16 protein-coding genes, 1 tRNA gene and 2 rRNA genes are annotated in these 16,613 nt (G+C 38.6%); 14 read left to right on the forward strand and 5 right to left on the reverse strand.

Features of this window, described 5'->3' with window-relative positions; genetic code table 11:
* The 3 genes from N7Z68_RS22990 to N7Z68_RS23000 form a co-directional block, all read left to right on the forward strand.
* A 23S ribosomal RNA gene (locus N7Z68_RS22990) occupies window positions 1-125 on the forward strand; the annotation flags it as partial.
* A gap of 188 nt (window positions 126-313) precedes the next feature.
* Window positions 314-429, forward strand: a 5S ribosomal RNA gene (rrf, locus tag N7Z68_RS22995).
* Window positions 430-1,026: 597 nt separating this feature from the next.
* A complete protein-coding gene (locus N7Z68_RS23000) occupies window positions 1,027-1,755 on the forward strand; it encodes an N-acetylmuramoyl-L-alanine amidase (RefSeq protein WP_275120770.1) in 729 nt (242 codons plus the stop codon).
* Between the two features lie 80 nt (window positions 1,756-1,835).
* On the opposite strand, the gene N7Z68_RS23005 is transcribed toward N7Z68_RS23000, so the two are convergent.
* The 4 genes from N7Z68_RS23005 to phnD form a co-directional block, all read right to left on the reverse strand.
* Window positions 1,836-1,958 (reverse strand): hypothetical protein, encoded by a 123-nt coding sequence (locus N7Z68_RS23005; RefSeq protein WP_275120771.1) that lies wholly within the window; start codon window positions 1,956-1,958, stop codon window positions 1,836-1,838.
* Window positions 1,959-2,079: 121 nt separating this feature from the next.
* Window positions 2,080-2,895 (reverse strand): phosphonate ABC transporter, permease protein PhnE, encoded by an 816-nt coding sequence (gene phnE / locus N7Z68_RS23010; protein WP_275120772.1) that lies wholly within the window; start codon window positions 2,893-2,895, stop codon window positions 2,080-2,082.
* A complete protein-coding gene (gene phnC / locus N7Z68_RS23015) occupies window positions 2,888-3,670 on the reverse strand; it encodes a phosphonate ABC transporter ATP-binding protein (protein ID WP_275120773.1) in 783 nt (260 codons plus the stop codon). The genes phnE and phnC overlap by 8 nt, the downstream gene beginning before the upstream one ends.
* Window positions 3,671-3,687: 17 nt before the next feature.
* The gene (gene phnD / locus N7Z68_RS23020; RefSeq protein ID WP_275120774.1) at window positions 3,688-4,620 is read right to left on the reverse strand and encodes a phosphate/phosphite/phosphonate ABC transporter substrate-binding protein; all 933 of its coding nucleotides are present in this window, start codon (window positions 4,618-4,620) and stop codon (window positions 3,688-3,690) included.
* Window positions 4,621-4,837: 217 nt separating this feature from the next.
* On the opposite strand from phnD, the gene N7Z68_RS23025 reads away from it, so the two are divergent.
* The 8 genes from N7Z68_RS23025 to N7Z68_RS23060 all read left to right on the forward strand — a co-directional run bounded on the left by N7Z68_RS23025 (window position 4,838) and on the right by N7Z68_RS23060 (window position 12,613).
* Window positions 4,838-5,980, forward strand: coding sequence for a trans-sulfuration enzyme family protein (locus N7Z68_RS23025; protein ID WP_275120775.1), 1,143 nt, complete (start codon window positions 4,838-4,840; stop codon window positions 5,978-5,980).
* Between the two features lie 247 nt (window positions 5,981-6,227).
* Window positions 6,228-6,304: transfer RNA gene (locus N7Z68_RS23030), tRNA-Met, on the forward strand.
* 184 nt (window positions 6,305-6,488) lie between these two features.
* Window positions 6,489-7,472 carry a thiamine-phosphate kinase gene (thiL, locus tag N7Z68_RS23035; RefSeq protein WP_275120776.1) on the forward strand — a complete coding sequence of 328 codons (984 nt, stop codon included), beginning with the start codon at window positions 6,489-6,491 and terminating at the stop codon, window positions 7,470-7,472.
* A 12-nt stretch (window positions 7,473-7,484) separates the two neighbouring features.
* A complete protein-coding gene (tsaE, locus tag N7Z68_RS23040) occupies window positions 7,485-7,937 on the forward strand; it encodes a tRNA (adenosine(37)-N6)-threonylcarbamoyltransferase complex ATPase subunit type 1 TsaE (RefSeq protein ID WP_275120777.1) in 453 nt (150 codons plus the stop codon).
* Window positions 7,938-8,645, forward strand: coding sequence for a tRNA (adenosine(37)-N6)-threonylcarbamoyltransferase complex dimerization subunit type 1 TsaB (tsaB, locus tag N7Z68_RS23045; RefSeq protein ID WP_275120778.1), 708 nt, complete (start codon window positions 7,938-7,940; stop codon window positions 8,643-8,645).
* A complete protein-coding gene (gene rimI, locus N7Z68_RS23050) occupies window positions 8,642-9,100 on the forward strand; it encodes a ribosomal protein S18-alanine N-acetyltransferase (RefSeq protein ID WP_275120779.1) in 459 nt (152 codons plus the stop codon). Before tsaB ends, rimI begins: the two co-directional genes overlap by 4 nt.
* Complete coding sequence (gene tsaD / locus N7Z68_RS23055; protein WP_275120780.1) at window positions 9,090-10,106, forward strand: tRNA (adenosine(37)-N6)-threonylcarbamoyltransferase complex transferase subunit TsaD; 1,017 nt, start codon at window positions 9,090-9,092, stop codon at window positions 10,104-10,106. The genes rimI and tsaD overlap by 11 nt, the downstream gene beginning before the upstream one ends.
* Before the next feature lie 353 nt (window positions 10,107-10,459).
* On the forward strand, window positions 10,460-12,613 hold the full coding sequence (locus N7Z68_RS23060; RefSeq protein WP_275120781.1) for a hypothetical protein: 2,154 nt from the start codon (window positions 10,460-10,462) through the stop codon (window positions 12,611-12,613).
* Between the two features lie 203 nt (window positions 12,614-12,816).
* Here N7Z68_RS23060 and N7Z68_RS23065 read toward each other — a convergent pair whose 3' ends face one another.
* A complete protein-coding gene (locus N7Z68_RS23065; protein WP_275120782.1) occupies window positions 12,817-14,724 on the reverse strand; it encodes an ABC-F family ATP-binding cassette domain-containing protein in 1,908 nt (635 codons plus the stop codon).
* Between the two features lie 193 nt (window positions 14,725-14,917).
* Between N7Z68_RS23065 and N7Z68_RS23070 the strand changes: the two genes are divergently transcribed.
* The 3 genes from N7Z68_RS23070 to tatC all read left to right on the forward strand — a co-directional run bounded on the left by N7Z68_RS23070 (window position 14,918) and on the right by tatC (window position 16,597).
* Window positions 14,918-15,553 (forward strand): redox-sensing transcriptional repressor Rex, encoded by a 636-nt coding sequence (locus N7Z68_RS23070; protein WP_275120783.1) that lies wholly within the window; start codon window positions 14,918-14,920, stop codon window positions 15,551-15,553.
* Window positions 15,554-15,627: 74 nt separating this feature from the next.
* The gene (tatAY, locus tag N7Z68_RS23075; RefSeq protein ID WP_275120784.1) at window positions 15,628-15,810 is read left to right on the forward strand and encodes a sec-independent protein translocase protein TatAY; all 183 of its coding nucleotides are present in this window, start codon (window positions 15,628-15,630) and stop codon (window positions 15,808-15,810) included.
* Window positions 15,811-15,826: 16 nt separating this feature from the next.
* On the forward strand, window positions 15,827-16,597 hold the full coding sequence (gene tatC, locus N7Z68_RS23080; RefSeq protein ID WP_275120785.1) for a twin-arginine translocase subunit TatC: 771 nt from the start codon (window positions 15,827-15,829) through the stop codon (window positions 16,595-16,597).
* The last annotated feature ends 16 nt before the right edge of the window (window positions 16,598-16,613 follow it).

A 16,613-nucleotide genomic window follows, 5' to 3' on the forward strand; every position in this document is an offset into this window, starting at 1 on the left:
AGATGAGATTTCCCATTACGTTAAGTAAGTAAGACCCCTTAGAGATGATGAGGTTGATAGGTCTCGGGTGGAAGCGTGGCGACACGTGGAGCTGAGAGATACTAATCGGTCGAGGACTTATCCAAATGAATAAAGCGTTGAATTCATCTAGCCATTATCCAGTTTTGAGAGAACCACTCTCAATATAATAAGGATTTTTAGAAGCAAGAAGTTCAAGGAAGTGAAGTCCTGAGGAACGGATCGTATGTTAATACGTGAGTACCAGAAGGGCAAAACTGACGAAGAAATTCGAAGCTTATCAAAATCCATAAAGTCTAGTGGCGATAGCGAAGAGGCCACACCCGTTCCCATGCCGAACACGGTAGTTAAGCTCTTCAGCGCCGATGGTAGTTGGGGGCTTCCCCCTGTGAGAGTAGGACGTCGCTAGGCACAAAGCACAATCCAAATGGGTTGTGCTTTTTAGTATGAAAAAGGTTGAGTAGGCTTCAAGCGGTGAAGAGCTTTGGCTCGAAGAGGTAACCCTTCGAAGGATCTGCTGATGGAAACAACGTGTGAAAGGTTCGAAGCGAGACAACATGTCCCCCTGTGAGAGGAAACCTTTCTTTTCGTAGAACAACATGAGGGGGATCGAAGGTGAGACGTCATGGACCACATCCCCGTAGGATAGAAAGGTTTAGAGGGACGTCGCTAGGCGTTGTGCTTTTTTAACTTGACTTTATTGATTAAGATTTGGATAAATCATGCTTATGTTTTTAGTATAAATAAGAGCCTCTCAGTCCGTGAAACCATAGACGAACATAAAAGACATGAAACGTCATCAGAAGCAAAAGCACTTAATTTAAAAAACATAAGGGAAATGCAGCTTGCAGTTTGAGGAAGTAAACCCACTGACCACGATTACCTTTTAAATTTGGAAGGTCAAAACTATTATTAAGTTACCTTTATATTTTATAAAACAAATATAGATAATATTAGGAGTTTTGATATAATACTTAGGTATTATATATTTTTTGTTGGGTGGTAAATATGGTAAGAAGCGTAGGAATAAATATACTCTTTGTAAGCTTACTTTTAATAGGATGCACAACAACTGATAACTCCCAAACGATCGGACATGACACTTTACAAGCAATAGAAGAGCAATCGAAGGTGGAGAAGAAGGACTTAATGATTCAGTCTGAGGAGACACGAAAAAATAATATTAATGCCGTAGATTATCTTTTACCACTGGAAAACTCCAAACCGCGGTTGGAGACAATCACTCATGTAATGGTTCATTTTATAAGCAATGCTGCAAGAAAACCGGAAGACCCTTATAACCCTGATGATGTCTATTCCATTTTTGAGGAGTATGGTTTGTCGGCACACTATATGATTGGGAGAAATGGGACCGTTTTTCAGCTCGTATCAGAAGATCGTGTCGCTTATCATGCCGGGGCAGGAGAGCTTCAAGATTATCCTGACTATACGAACCGCTTAAATGAATTTTCGATCGGTATTGAACTCCTTGCTATCGGTACGAGAGAAGAAATGTTTCCTGCAATACCAGTACGGGTCTACAATGTAATCGACCCAACAATGATAGGTTATACCGACGAACAATACGAATCACTAAATGCTTTACTGAATGATATTTTCGAGAGAAACCCTTCTATTGTAAGAGATCGAAATCACGTAATTGGGCATGATGAATACGCCCCTGGAAGAAAAGCTGATCCAGGTTCATTATTTGAGTGGTCTAAACTGGGTTTATAGTATTTTTTAATACAGTTTCATTAGTCTAGTCTTCCTTTAGGCTTGGCTATCTACATATTGGAAACTTCTCGGTTTACAGATCAGCCTTTTTCATCGTCAGATTGCTTTTTATATAAACCGTATTCCTCAAAATTAGACTGCAGTTTCGTTTTTTGAAAACCAGACAAAAAGAGAAGAACAGTAAAAATAATAAATACACGCATGAGAAAAACCTCCTATTATTATAAAATGCAGGAGGCAGTCGTCTGGTTCCATTATTAATTAAAAGTGGGTGGACCTGAAACGAAGTAAAGAGTAAGGAACGAAGCCTTACTCTTTTTAGGTTTATATGACCTTTTTCCGGATAGCTGTTGAGATTTGTTCAACGGCAATGACGATGATTAAGATTAATATAATAATCATTAATGCTTCATCAAAACGTCTAAGCGACATCGCTGTATTTAATTCCACTCCAATACCACCAGCACCGACGAGACCTAAGATTACTGCCGATCGAATGGCTTTTTCAACAGCATATAAGCTTGTACCGACAAAGGAAGGGAAGCCTATTGGAATAACCGAACCTGCAATGATCCCAAATCTTGAAGCACCTGTTGATTCTAGTGCTTGAGAAGGACCTTTGTCTATTTCTTCTATCCGTTCTGAGAAAAAGCGAGCGCAGAAGCCGATGGTATCGACAGCAATTGTTAAAATTCCAGCAAGTGGACCTAATCCAACTGAGATAACAAAAATTAACGCCCAAATTAAATCAGGAATGGTACGTAATGTAGAGACAATACTGCGAACCGCAGAGCGGATAACAGGATGCGGGCTTGTGTTCGTAGCAGCCAATACCGCAATTGGTAAGCTAAGTACAACTCCAATAGCCGTACCGACTAAAGCAATCTCAAACGTTTCTAGGATTCTTTGCATAATGGGACCAATACGAGAGGCATCTGGAGGAAAAGCATTTCCAACGAATTTCCCCATATTGAGTACACCGTTACCTAAACGGTCGAGTGTAATGTTCGCATTATTCACACCCATGATGATAAATGAGAAGAAGATGACCCAGCCGATCCACGCCAGCAGGGAAGGCCGTTTGAAACGCTTTGGCATAAGTTTATTTAGATTTTTGTTAGAATTCATTTTATTATGCACCGGCTTTTTCTCCTTCCGTTTCTGTAAAATCCTCTTGATGGTATAAAGTATCAAGGAAGGCTCGATCCAGCTTTTTCACACTTTCATCGATAATCATATTTCCCTTTTTTAATGCAATAATTCGTTCACCGTATTCCATGGCAATGTCCATTTGATGAAGGATCGAAACGACAGATAATCCACGTTCTTGGACAATCTCCCAAAGTAAGTCCATTACTTCACGGCCGGCTTTTGGATCAAGACTCGCTATCGGTTCATCCGCTAAAACAATTTCTGGATCTTGCATCAACATGCGAGCAATAGCAACGCGTTGTTGCTGCCCTCCAGAAAGTTGATCAGCACGACGTTTAGCAAAATGTGATAAACCTACACGGTCTAAACAATCCATCGCTTTCATCCGAAGTTCTTCTGAAGCGAATGGTGCAAATGTATGAAAGGATGTCTTCGTATGACCTAGCGCGCCAAAAAGAACATTTTGAAATACGCTCAAGTTGTTAATTAAATTGAAGTGTTGAAAAACCATCCCTACTTTTTTTCTAATGGGACGAAGTTTGCTTTTTGAAAGTGTAGTAATGTCGGTTTCATCAATGACTATGTTTCCTGATGTTGGCTTTTCAAAGCTAGTAATGCAACGGAATAAAGTAGATTTCCCAGAGCCGTTGTGCCCTAAGAGCACAACGCCTTCTCCAGGATTCACTTTAAAGCTAACATTATCTAGAGCTTTTGTGCCATCAGGATAAACTTTAGTTAAGTTGTTTACCTCCAATGAAATCATTTTAGCCCTCCTAATTTTTAAAGCTCAATTCCTAGTACACGATAGGTCTCGCGCATTAAGTCATAATCCGCATCTGTAATAGGGACAATTTTGGCCTTATTATATTTTTTGTTATCTTCACTGACTAAGATAGCTCCTAAAATTTCATCTTGATGTTCAAGTAAAATACGCGAGAATTCCGCACGGAAACTTTCAGGTAGTTCTCCACTAGCTACAAATGGGTCTTGTGGGAGTGGTGGGCCTTCTAATAAAATGCGATATTTTCCTTCACCATCTTCTTCTACCATCTTTACAAAGTCACGAACTCCTGTAGCTAAAGCGTCCACATCACCGTTTTTAAATGCATCGATTCGTGCATCACCAAGCAACATGATTTCTACATCACGATCAAGATCTAATCCCATTTCTAGCAACATTGAACTTGGTCCGATATGACCGCTTGTTGAACCGATGTCTTTCATTGCTACTTTTTTACCTTTTAAATCTTCAACTTCCTTCATATCACTTTCTTCGTGTACAATAACTACAGTATGGTACTGATCCCGCTCTAACGCTGCTAGTGGTTCTGCATCAGGTGCAGCAGCTTTAATTTGTGCATATTCAGAAGGACCAGCTAAAATCATGTCAACTTGACCATATTCCATTGCGGTAGCAGAGATAACACGATCGGATAAAGCGAAGAATTCAAATTCTACTTCAGTTAAATCTTCTAGTAATTCTTTGAATGGTCCAAACTGACGTTGTAACTCTTCTAAACCTTCAATACCTGTAACAGCGAAGCGAACTTTCTCTGGCCAATCCGCACGCTCATCTTGACCCTCTGATGAATTACTGTCTGTAGTTGTGCCAGCTGTTTCAGTTTGTGGTACAGCTGTGTCTTTCCCGCCACATGCAGCTAAAAGAATAATACTAAGAATGATAAGGCCGATAAAACGTAAAGAATGTTTCATAGATATAAATACCTCCTGGGTTTTATTAACAAAGCGTAAATTATGTTTTAATAATGTTTGCTTTGTTAGGATTTTGTTTAACACTGATTACTATAACGTCTCTTTGTTAAGCCATTATTTTGCTAATATCAATTTGTGTTAAGAAATCGTTAAAACTGTTAAGATGAAGTTAACAAAATTTACAAAAGAAAAGATTGAATAAAGGTGGAGTCATAAGATGGGGCAACGATTTAATACGAGAACTGTACACTTTCAGTCAAAAGATGTAGCGAGAAATATGAGTAAAGCTCAACCGATTTATCAAACATCAGCGTTTACTTTTAAGGATCTAGAAGATATGGAAAGTTTTTATCAAGGAGAAAAGGAATTTCTCTATTCTCGATTTGGTAATCCAAATACGGAGGATCTAGGAAAAGGTGTTGCGGCTATTGAAGAAGCAGAGGACGGTGTAGCTACATCTTCAGGAATGTCAGCTATATTGGCGGGCATTTTAGCTGTCGTTAAACCTGGAGAGCATATTGTGGCTTCAGAAGATTTATATGGAGGCACTTATCAACTATTAGCCGTTGAATTACATAATCTAGGTATTGAAGTAAATTTTGTATCGTTTGAATCGATCGAAGAGATCAAAAGTGCGGTCTTACCTACAACGAAGTTAATTTATACAGAATCTGTAACGAATCCATTATTACGTGTTGAGAATCTAGAAATGGTTAAAGAAATTGCGGACGAGTTTGGTTTAATTACAATGATCGATAATACATTTGCAACGCCTTATCTTTTACAGCCAACAACGTTTGGAGCAGATCTTGTCGTTCATAGTGCAACCAAATACATCGGTGGTCATAGCGATGTAACAGCTGGAGTATTAGTAGGTAAAAAAGAATTAATTGAAAAAGCTAGAGGCAAAGTAGTTAGTTTAGGGTGTAATTTAAGTCCCTTTGAAGCTTGGTTAGCCTGCCGCGGATTAAAAACGTTAAGCATTCGCATGGAACGGCAGTCCAAGAATGCTCTTGCACTAGCCAATGCGTTAAAGTCTAATGAAGGCGTATTAAAAGTGTATTACCCTGCTGACCTTTCAGCAAAGGGAAATGGGGCAATGGTTTCGATAGAATTAGACCAAACTGTAAATGTAGAGCACTTCTTTAAATCGTTAGAATGGATAAAAATTGCACCAACATTAGCGGGTGTAGAAACAACGGTTTCTTATCCAATTCGAACATCGCACCGAACGATTCCTGAAGCAACTCGTGAGAAACTTGGAATTACAGAAGGACTTGTTCGTATATCAATCGGTATTGAAGATGAGTTAGACATCATCGAAACATTTGAAAATGCTATTGCAAAGGCTAAAGGATAATGTAGAAGAGGCTGCAAGTCAGCCTCTTTATCGTTTAATTCATAATTTAGGTATAGATTGAAACGATTTTGGCTATGCTATTTATAGAGGGTTGGTTGAGCAACTCACCAAGAAATAAAAATCATAATTTCTTGCATAAAGAAATAACATATGGTACACTATAATAACTGTTGGTAACGAAGCTTACATCGGTATCACAAAGTCGCCGAGATTTACGCATACGTATCCAGCTTTAATTTCATATCGTCGCGGGGTGGAGCAGTCTGGTAGCTCGTCGGGCTCATAACCCGAAGGTCATAGGTTCAAATCCTATCCCCGCAACCAAAATAATTACCGCATCTTTCTTGAATAAACAACCTGAAAGGTAATATAAGTAGTACTTGAAGATTGCAACCAAATTAATTAATGATTTACATAAAAGAACGTTACGAATAATAATCAACAGAAACACCTTAGGAGTACAGTTCCTAAGGTTTTTTTTCTATGATTACCAAAAGGGTGAAACTTAATGCAGGATGAATTTTCTTTTATTACTAAGATTACACCGAAGCAGGTCAAACAACGTGAATTAATTCATGGGATAGGGGATGATGCTGCTTTATTTCATATTGAAGGTGCTTATGATGAAGTGATTTGTGTCGATACTATGGTGGAAGATATCCACTTCCGTAAGGACACGATGGCTCCATTTCACATCGGTCACAAGGCCTTGGCCGTCAATATTAGTGATATTGCTGCTATGGGAGGAACGCCGCTCTTTTATTTGGTTTCGATTGCCATCCCCAAAGATTGGGAAGATGAAGAATTATATGAGATTTATGAAGGCATGTCGAAGCTGGCCTCTCAATATGAGATGGACTTAATTGGCGGTGATACCGTTTCAACGAAAGATAAGCTCGTGATATCGGTCACTGTTATTGGTAAAATTGAAAAAGGACGTCGTTTGTTAAGAAGCCAAGCGAAGTCAGGTGACCTTGTATTTGTTACTGGAAATGTCGGTTCAAGTGCTGCGGGTTTGCACTTATTATTTGAAAAAACACGGACTGGTTCATTTTCAAAAGAAGAAATGGAGCTCATTCAATCCCATCAAATGCCACAACCGCAAGTGAAGGCTGGTCGTGTTCTTGCACAATCCAATTGTAGACTTGCATTAAATGATGTAAGTGATGGTTTAGCGAGTGAAGCCAATGAGATTGCTGAGGCTAGCGGAGTAACGATTGTTATAGAAGAAAATAAAATTCCAATTATTCCAGTGATTGATGCCATTGATCCCGAGCAACGGTTAAAGTGGGCTTTGTTTGGTGGCGAAGACTTTCAACTTATTGGAACGATGTCTGAAGAAAACTGGGAAATGGTACATAAACAATTAGAAAAACAAGGGGTTACTGCTTCTGTTATAGGGAAGGTTACTGCAGGTGAAGCAAAAGTCTTTTTACAAACCGAAGAAAATTTGGTTGAATTAAAAAAGGAAGGCTACAATCATTTTAAGTAGACAGGTGAAATTATGGAGAAATATACGTGGAACAGTCATTCTCCAGAAGAAACGTTTGAATTCGGAGAACGATTAGCTAAGCATTTAACACCTGGAGACGTCCTTACGTTAGAAGGGGATTTAGGCGCTGGAAAAACAAGTTTTACTAAGGGAATTGGCAAAGGGTTAGGCGTCCAACGTGTAATTAATAGTCCTACATTTACGATTATTAAAGAATATAAAGGTCATATCCCGTTGTATCATATGGATGTTTACCGGCTGGAGCATAGTGAAGAAGATTTAGGTTTTGATGAATATTTTGAAGGTGAAGGGGTAACAGTCATTGAATGGGCGAGCATGATCGAGGAAATGTTACCAGAAGAACGTCTTGACATTTACATATACCATACTGGAAATGATGAACGAACATTTGAATTACGCCCAAAAGGTGAACGGTTCATTTCGCTGTGTAAGGAGTTATTATAAATGAAAGCAATCGCAATTGATACAACCAATTTAGTAATGGGCATTGCCGTTATTGATGGTGATAAAGTTGTTGGCGAAATGATTACTAATTTAAAGAAAAATCATTCGGTCCGCTTAATGCCTGCCATCTCACAATTAATGAAAGAAGTCGATATGGAGCCTGGAGATTTAGAAAGAGTGATTGTTGCTCATGGACCTGGATCGTATACAGGTGTAAGAATAGGTGTAACAACGGCTAAAACATTGGCTTGGACTTTAAATATTCCGATTGCAGGTGTTTCTAGTCTGGAAGTCGTTGCTCAAAACGGTCGCTTTTTTAACGGGTATATCTGTCCTTTTTTTGATGCTAGACGAGGTCAAGTGTATACCGGTCTTTATAAAAGTGACGGACAAGATGTTGTTAATCAAGAAAAAGATCAACTCGTCCTGCTTGAAGACTGGCTTGAACAATTCAAAGAAATGAAAGAAAATGTTTTATTCCTTAGTAATGATTTAGCATTACATCAAGAGAAGATTGAGGCTGCACTAGGAGATCGTGCGATATTTCCTTATCTATCCATGCAAAATCCTCGACCATCTGAATTAGCACAGCTTGGTATGAAAAAAGAACATCAAAGCAATGTCCATGATTTTGTTCCCCAATACTTGCAGCTTGCTGAAGCTGAAGTGAAATGGTTAGAAGCGCAAAATAAAGGGGAAACCACATGACGGAGCCTGGCATTCGCTTCATGACAGTAGATGACCTTGATCAGGTCCTTATTGTCGAGAAAGATGCGTTTACTGTTCCGTGGAGCCGGACGGCGTTTTATAATGAGTTAACGAGCAATCAGTTTGCTCATTATGTCGTTATGGAGCTCGAAGGAGTGATCATCGGCTATTGTGGTGTATGGCTCGTAATGGATGAAGCACATATCACAAATATTGCAATTCTCTCACAATATAGAGGAAACAATTATGGGGAAACGTTACTTTTATATGTAATGGAACTTGCAAAAATGTATGGGGCATTAAAAATGACGCTGGAAGTTCGAGTTTCAAATGTAGCGGCAAAAGGATTATATGAGAAACTAGGTTTTATGGCAGGCGGGATTAGGAAAAATTATTATACAGACAATCTAGAGGATGCATTAGTCATGTGGGCGGTGTTAAAAGATGAAGGATGAATTGATATTAGCAATTGAGACAAGCTGTGATGAGACTTCAGCGGCAGTTATTAAAAATGGAACAGAAATACTCTCAAACGTCGTTTCTTCACAAATAGAAAGCCACAAGCGGTTTGGAGGCGTCGTCCCGGAAATAGCCTCCCGTCATCATGTGGAAAAAATGACATACATATTTGAAGCGGCAATGGAAGAAGCAGATGTAACATATTCACAGTTAGATGCGATTGCAGTCACAGAAGGACCCGGGTTAGTGGGTGCCCTGTTAATGGGAGTAAATGCTGCTAAAGCGCTGGCATTTGCTCATAACCTTCCTTTAATCGGTGTACATCATATCGCCGGGCACATTTATGCGAATCGTTTAGTCAAAGAAATGGAGTTCCCATTATTGGCTTTAGTTGTATCTGGTGGTCATACAGAGATCATTTATATGAAGGAACATGGTTCGTTTAAAGTAATTGGTGAAACGAGAGATGATGCAGTAGGAGAAGCCTATGATAAGGTGGCAAGAACGTTAAATTTACCTTATCCAGGAGGTCCTCATATTGACAAACTTGCACATGAGGGGAAGGTAACGATTGATTTACCTAGAGCGTGGCTTGATCCCCAAGCGTATGAATTTAGTTTCAGCGGATTAAAATCAGCAGTTATTAATACTCTTCATAATGCGAAACAGCGGGGAGAAACGATTGAACCTGCAGACTTAGCAGCCAGTTTCCAAGAAAGTGTTATTGATGTGTTAGTGACAAAGACAAAGAAAGCTGCAGAAGAGTATAAAGTAAAGCAGTTGCTGTTAGCAGGCGGAGTTGCGGCCAACCGCGGTCTTCGGGCAAGATTAGAACAAGAGTTTGAAAACTCTGAAGTGGAATTAATTATTCCACCACTCTCTCTATGTACAGATAACGCTGCGATGATAGGGGCAGCTGCCAGTATTTTATTACAGCAAGGCAAATTTTCCGATTGGGCACTTAATGCAAACCCAGGTCTTGAACTAGATACCTGTGAATAAAAAGTTTAAATCCTTTCTTATCAGTCTATGCTGAAAGAAGGGATTTTTTGTTTGAAATTCTTTAATTAAGAGTAAATTGAGGGAAGAAAACATCAAAATTCGTCATTCTTAACGAAGAATCGTGTTTTTTTATGTGGAAAAAACTTATCCACAACACTGTGTATGAAGTGGATAAGTGCGTGAATAACTTATTCTAGAGCATTCTATTTTGTTTATAAAAAAAATGTGGATAAACTTGTGGGTAATGGGGATAACTTTTGAAGTAACTAAAGAATCAATGGTTTTCCTGTGCATAACGTTGTGAATAGTGTGGATATGTCAGAAAATTTATACATAAGTTGAGGAGAGCATGTGTGAAAAAGAGTTGGATCATCATCATTAGTTTGTTTTTTATGATGTTATTAACAGCTAACGTAAAAGGATATGAACAACAAAAGTCACTGATACTTATCGTTGTTCCTGATTTTTCTTTTGAAGAAGCGGAATGGCTCCTTGAAAATGGTGACCCAAATGTCTGGGGAAGAGCAGGTTTTTCTGCTTTAAATGTACGGCCTGAAGGGAGTTATTCGTACTTAAGCAATACAGTATCTCTAAGTACCGGTATTCGGGGAGTCGGTGTCGATCAATGGAATGCGTTTGAAAAAGGAGAATTCATTGATGAAAGGTCAGTTGAGGAGCATATCTTACAATGGACCGGAGCTTATCCACAGGATAGTTTACTTCACCCGTATCTCCACAAATTAATTGAAAAAAATAATTCGACAACATTCCGCGCACCGATCGGATTTTTGGGAGAAACCTTAAAGCAAGAAGGCATTACACGATATGTACTCGGTAACAGTGACTTATCAGAAGAAGAAAGAGTGCGATATGCGTCTTTATTTGCTATCGATAAAAAAGGTGAAGTTCAAGGAGAGTTAACGAAAGTAGTAAAGGCAGATCCGGCTGCTCCAGCGGGAGTAAGAATGAATTCAAATCACTTACTAGAGGAAATTCGCGTCGTTGAGGCTGAAAGTAACCAATCATTCATTGTAGTAGAGTGGGGGGATTTTCATCGTTTATTTTCGAATAAGGACATGATGATATCCAGCTACTTTGAGAAGCGCTATGAGCATACATTGCTTTCATTTGAACAGTTTATTCAAGCTCTTGTGGATAACAGTAATCGTCATGTTATGCTAGTCGCCCCGATGATGCATTCTGGGGCGTACAAGGAAAAAAAGCAGCTTAGCCCTTTTTATTATTGGGGGGGATCTCTTCAGCATCCATTTGAGCTTTACTCAGAAACGACAAAACAAAGATACATCATCAGTAATGTTGATATCGTTCCGACCATTCTATCCACATTTGCCTTACAAGTTCCATCGAGTTTACCGGGGACACCTTTAAATCAGCTAGAGATTTTAGACGCAAATTATGATCACGAAGATGTTGTGGATAATGTAAATTGGATATTTAAAATATATAGTACTAGAAGTGTTATCCTTTCTAGCTATATTACCCTGTTAGTTTTAATGTTAATAAGTGTAGGAATTTTGTTATGGAGGCAGAAGACAAGCCCTCGGTGGATAAATGCGGGAAAAATCATTCTATTAGCTGCGGTCAGTTCACCGATTTGGTATTTATTTCTGTCGAAGGTTCTGTTGTACGTTCATAGCGGTTACTACTTTTGGTTGTTAACTATATTATCTATTGTATTGGCCTGGCTTCTTTTAAAATTCACTAAATACCCTCTCGTTATACTAGGGGCTATTCAATTTACGGTCATTACGATTGATTTGTGGATAGGTTCTCCTTTAATGCAGCGGTCCTATTTAGGATATGATCCGATCATCGGAGCGAGGTATTACGGAATAGGAAATGAATATGCAGGCGTGTATATGATTTCTGGATTACTGATGCTAATTCCATTTTGGAAAGCATCTAAACGAACGTTTTTAATTGTAACAACGATCCTTTTTGGGTTCCTCATTTATATGTTAGGTTCTAGTCATCTCGGAACGAATGCGGGAGCTACATTATCAGCTGCGATCGCTTGGGGATTTATCGCTGTAAAGCACAGCTCACTCATGAAAAGATGGAAGGTATGGCTGCCTATTTTGTTAGTTGCAACCCCAGTCTTTTCGCTCATTCTTTTGTTTTTATTACAAATGAGTGGTAAGCCTACTCATATTGGATATGCTTTTGAGCGAATTTTGAGCGGTGATTTTTCGTATATGTTCGATGTAATTAAAAGAAAGCTGCAAATGAATTGGAAGATTTTTAAGTTCTCAAACTGGACCCAATTATTTGTTACCTCCTATATTTTAATGGGGATCATCCTGTGGCGGCAAAAGAATTGGATCAAGAACGAAAGGGAAAAAGATATTTTGCAAGCGATGCTCGTCACATCTGTTGCCTTACTGTTACTAAATGATTCAGGGGTTGTTGCGGCAGCTACTTCGATGTTTTTAATCGTAGCCACTAGTTATTACTGGTTGTTAGAAGAGAGAGGAACTAGAGGTTAGTGTGTTGATATAATTAAAGTTGTGGTGCTCGTTTATGTGGCAGGTGGTTTCAGTCTAATGGAGATAGGCTTATCGCAGTTAGTAGCTGGTGTGTACTGCTGGACTAGGCGGTGTCGCACGTCTATTAAAAAGGTCCATCCAAATGTGTTTGGATGGACCTTAAAGTGCTTGTTAGCAGGCAAGCAGACTTAACTTTTGCCTAACTATTCTTGCAGTTCTTCCCACTCGGTTAGTAACTGTTCGATGGTTTCGTTATGAGAGTCAATTTGTTGTTGAAGCTGTGCAGATTTTTCATGATCTTCATATACCGATGGTTCACATAAAGCTTGTTCCCATTCGGCAACTTCAGTTTCCATCTGATCAACAGTTGCTTCGATTTCTTCGATTCGACGTAGTCTTTGACGTTCTTTTCGTTTGGCTTCTTTATCCATGTGGAAATTTTGTTTATCTTTTTTTGGTTCTTCTTTGTGGGCTTGCTCCTCATTAGCCAGTTCATGTAATTGACGAGCTTCATCTTTTTTATGCAAGTAATAATCATAATCACCAAGGTAATTCGTAATATTTTGTTGTGAGAGTTCGATAATCCGTGTTGCCATCCGGTTTAAGAAATACCTGTCATGAGACACAAATAAAATCGTTCCTGGATAATCAATTAAAGCAGACTCTAAAACTTCCTTGCTGTCTAAATCAAGGTGGTTAGTCGGCTCATCCAGGATAAGAAAATTAGCTTTCTTTAACATTAACTTTGCTAAGGCAAGTCGTGCTTTTTCGCCGCCGCTTAAGTCAGAGACGATTTTTAATACATCATCACCACTAAAAAGGAAGTTCCCTAGAACCGTGCGTATATCTTTTTCTTGCACCAGTGGATATTCATCCCACAATTCATGAATGACTTGTTTGTTTGATGTTAATTTTGCTTGTTCTTGATCATAATAACCAATAGCAACGTTGCTTCCATAGGTAATGGATCCAGAAAGAGGTTGCAATTCTTTTGTAATCATTTTAAGCATGGTGGATTTCCCAATTCCGTTTGGGCCAATTAGGGCAACACTCTCACCGCGATTCAGCTGGAACGTAATCTCTTTAAATAGTGCAACGTTATCATAACCGCCAGAAAGGGCTTGTACTTTCAATACTTCGTTTCCGGTTTGTTTTTCTATATCAAAAGTAAAGTTAGCTGATTTTTCACTGCCTTGCGGTCGATCTAACCGTTCCATTCTCTCAAGTGTTCTTCTGCGGCTTTGCGCTCTTTTCGTCGTAGATGCTCTAGCAATATTACGGCGCACGAAATCTTCTAACTTTGCAATTTCTTCTTGTTGTTTTTCAAACTGTTTTAATTCCTGGTCGTAACGAAGGGCATTTTCTTCAAGGTAGTCTGAATAGTTTCCTTTAAATTTAGTGGCTTTTGTTCTCGAGAGCTCGTACACGTGATCAACGACTTTATCTAAAAAGTATCGGTCATGTGAGACAATGAGGACAGCGCCGGGATAATTAGATAAATACTGCTCGAGCCAAGAAAGTGTTGCAATGTCCAAGTGGTTGGTCGGCTCATCAAGAATGAGCAAGTCTGGTTTCGTTAATAATAACTTTCCGAGCGCGAGACGTGTTTTTTGACCCCCGCTTAGAGTAGAGATCTTCGTATCATAATCGAAATTAGCGAAATTTAATCCAGCGAGTACTGAGCGAATATCGGCTTCGTATTGGTAGCCGCCTTCGTCTTTAAAATTGACTTGCAGTTGGTCATATTCCTTGAGAATTTTCTCGTAATCGTCGTTTTCAGGGTTAGACATTTGTTCTTCGAGTCTTCTTAACGTCCGTTCCTTTCTTTGAAGCTCAGCAAAGACGGATAACATTTCATCCCAAATGGAAAGATTAGACTCGAGACCAGTGTCCTGAGCGAGATATCCGAGCTTAACATCTTTTGGTATCATAATGTCGCCTGAATCATACGACATTTGTCCAGCGATAATTCTTAATAGCGTCGATTTTCCAGCGCCATTTCGTCCAACAAGGGCAATACGTTGTTTAGACTGTATTTCAAATTTTATATTGGTTAAGATCGGTTCTACACCGAATGATTTGGTTAAATTTACACATTGTAATAAAATCATAAGAATAATCCTTCCTACTTATAGGGTAACTAAGAGATAAAGCTATGAAACAAGTATGATAAACTAAGTGTACCTTATCGGAAGTTATTCAACAACTTCATGAACAGTCGTTTAAAACGATTACACGAAAGACAAAAATAGTGTACAATATGACATGTAACATCCTGATTGGTGAAAACCTTGGAGGCGATCTATGAAATTTGAACAACCTAAAATTCCGCAAGCTACAGCGAAACGATTGCCCTTGTATTATCGTTACTTAGAAAATCTTAATGCCTCAGGAAAGCAACGTGTCTCATCGTCAGAGTTGAGTGAAGCTGTAAAAGTTGACTCGGCGACGATCCGCCGTGATTTTTCTTATTTTGGTGCGTTAGGGAAAAAAGGGTATGGATATAATGTAAATTATTTACTGTCTTTTTTTCGAAAGACATTAGATCAGGATGAGTTGACAAAAGTGTTACTGATAGGAGTAGGAAATCTGGGTACAGCCTTTTTAAATTATAATTTTGCAAAAAATAATAATACAAAGATTGTCATGGCATTTGATGTTGATGAGGATAAGGTTGGACAAGAAATGGGCGGAGTTAAAATTTATAATCTGGCTGAACTGGAAGAACATCTAGATCCAGAAGTAACCGTGGCGATTTTAACAGTACCAGCTCAATCGGCTCAAAAAATTGCTGATCGACTCGTTTCAGTAGGAATTAGTGGTATTCTGAACTTTACTCCAGCACGATTAACAGTACCAGAGAATGTTAGGGTTCACCATATCGATTTATCCGTTGAGTTACAGTCGCTTATTTATTTTTTAAAGCATTATCCGCTATAATAGAGGATAAGCCTATAAATGATTTTTATTATGACTATATAGAAAGTAAACAATTAATTTAGGAGGTGTAAATAATGCCATTAGGACCGGGAAGTTTAATTATTATTGGATTAGTCGCGTTATTAATCTTTGGACCTAAAAAGTTGCCTGCATTAGGGAAAGCAGCAGGTAATACTTTACGTGAGTTCAAAAATGCCACAAAAGGTTTAGCTGATGACGACGATGATAACACTAAGAAAAAAGAGAACCAAAACTAGTTAGGATGGGTATTTAATGGAACAGAGAGACATGTCTGTGTATGACCATATAGGTGAATTGCGTAGACGATTAATTATCGTTTTCGTCTTTTTTGCTATCGCTTTAATTGGTGGTTTATTTATTGCCAAACCGATTATTACCTTTCTTCAAAGTGCACCGACTGCTCAAGACATTCCAATGAATGCCTTTAAGCCGACTGATCCGCTTCGAATATATATGACGTTTGCATTTTTTAGTGCATTTTTAATTATTTTCCCAGTCATTTTATATCAGCTATGGGCGTTTATTAGTCCTGGTTTGCATGAAACGGAAAGGAAAGTAACTTTAGCCTATATTCCGATAGCATTTTTATTATTTCTTACAGGTATTTCATTCTCCTATTTCATCTTGTTTCCGTTTATTATTCAATTTGTCGGTACGTTAGCAGGGCAATTAGGGATTAACGAGATGTATGGAATTAATGAATATTTTACATTTCTTTTTCAGTTAACAATACCGTTTGGTCTACTGTTCCAAATGCCAGTCGTTATTATGTTCTTAACACGATTAGGGATTGTAACACCCGCATTTCTAGGGAAGGTGAGAAAGTTTGCGTATTTTGGCCTTCTCGTAATTGCAGGTTTAATTACACCACCTGAATTAATCTCACATTTAATGGTAACTGTTCCGTTACTGATGCTTTATGAAATAAGTATTGTCATATCAAGAATTTCGTATCGAAAAGCACAACGCCTTGAAGCACAACGCCTAGAAGAAGAACAAACTGAAAATGAAAACCACGCTTAGGCTGCATTCCACGAAT

This window comes from Alkalihalobacterium chitinilyticum, assembly GCF_029028005.1.
Taxonomy (GTDB): domain Bacteria; phylum Bacillota; class Bacilli; order Bacillales; family Bacillaceae_F; genus Alkalihalobacterium; species Alkalihalobacterium chitinilyticum.